At 34.5% G+C, this 542-nt stretch carries 1 protein-coding gene; it reads right to left on the bottom strand.

The genetic code is table 11. The features are described 5' to 3' along the window. Window positions 1-200: antA/AntB antirepressor family protein (locus ACFIJP_RS09725; RefSeq protein WP_375627228.1), on the bottom strand; the 200-nt coding region annotated here is incomplete at its 3' end. Between the last annotated feature and the right edge of the window lie 342 nt (window positions 201-542).

Below are 542 nucleotides of genomic sequence, written 5' to 3'. Positions count from 1 at the left end.
ACATTTTTACGTTTCTCATTTTTGAGAAACGTAAAACCATAATCTTGATTTTCCAAAAATCCATATTCTTTAATACGGCGTACAATCCAATCTGCAAACTTAGAGTTGACTTCTAAGAACATATATAATTCACGTGCGTTAACAGTTTGAACAGGTTCTTGTCCAATCATTTGTTCTTTAATTTCTATGAGAGTGTTCATGATGAACTCCTATTGGTTAGAGGTTTCTTATTGACATTCCAGAAGAATGCCGGGCGCTAAGAAACACGGCCAATAGTCCGTCGTTACGCTTTCCCCATAAAGAGTATTGTATAGCGTAACCACACCCGACAAGATCTTTATATGCTACAGCATATAATGAGTCAAAATCTTTAATGCTCAGAAGATAGATTGTTTCGGCAACCAATCCGCTATGTGTTTAAGGTGTTTTCTAGGCACCTGATTCGAAAATAGACATTGACGCAACAATGTCAAGAGTAAAAATAATTTTTATCTAAAAATAATCGCATACTGTACAGTGTACATATTGAAATCATTATTTAT

This window comes from Bartonella sp. MU37NMGALS, from assembly GCF_042194015.1.
In the GTDB taxonomy this organism is placed as follows: Bacteria; Pseudomonadota; Alphaproteobacteria; order Rhizobiales; family Rhizobiaceae; genus Bartonella; species Bartonella grahamii.
The sequence above is the reverse complement of the archived record's forward strand: the minus strand, read 5'-3'. Positions and strand labels throughout refer to the sequence as shown.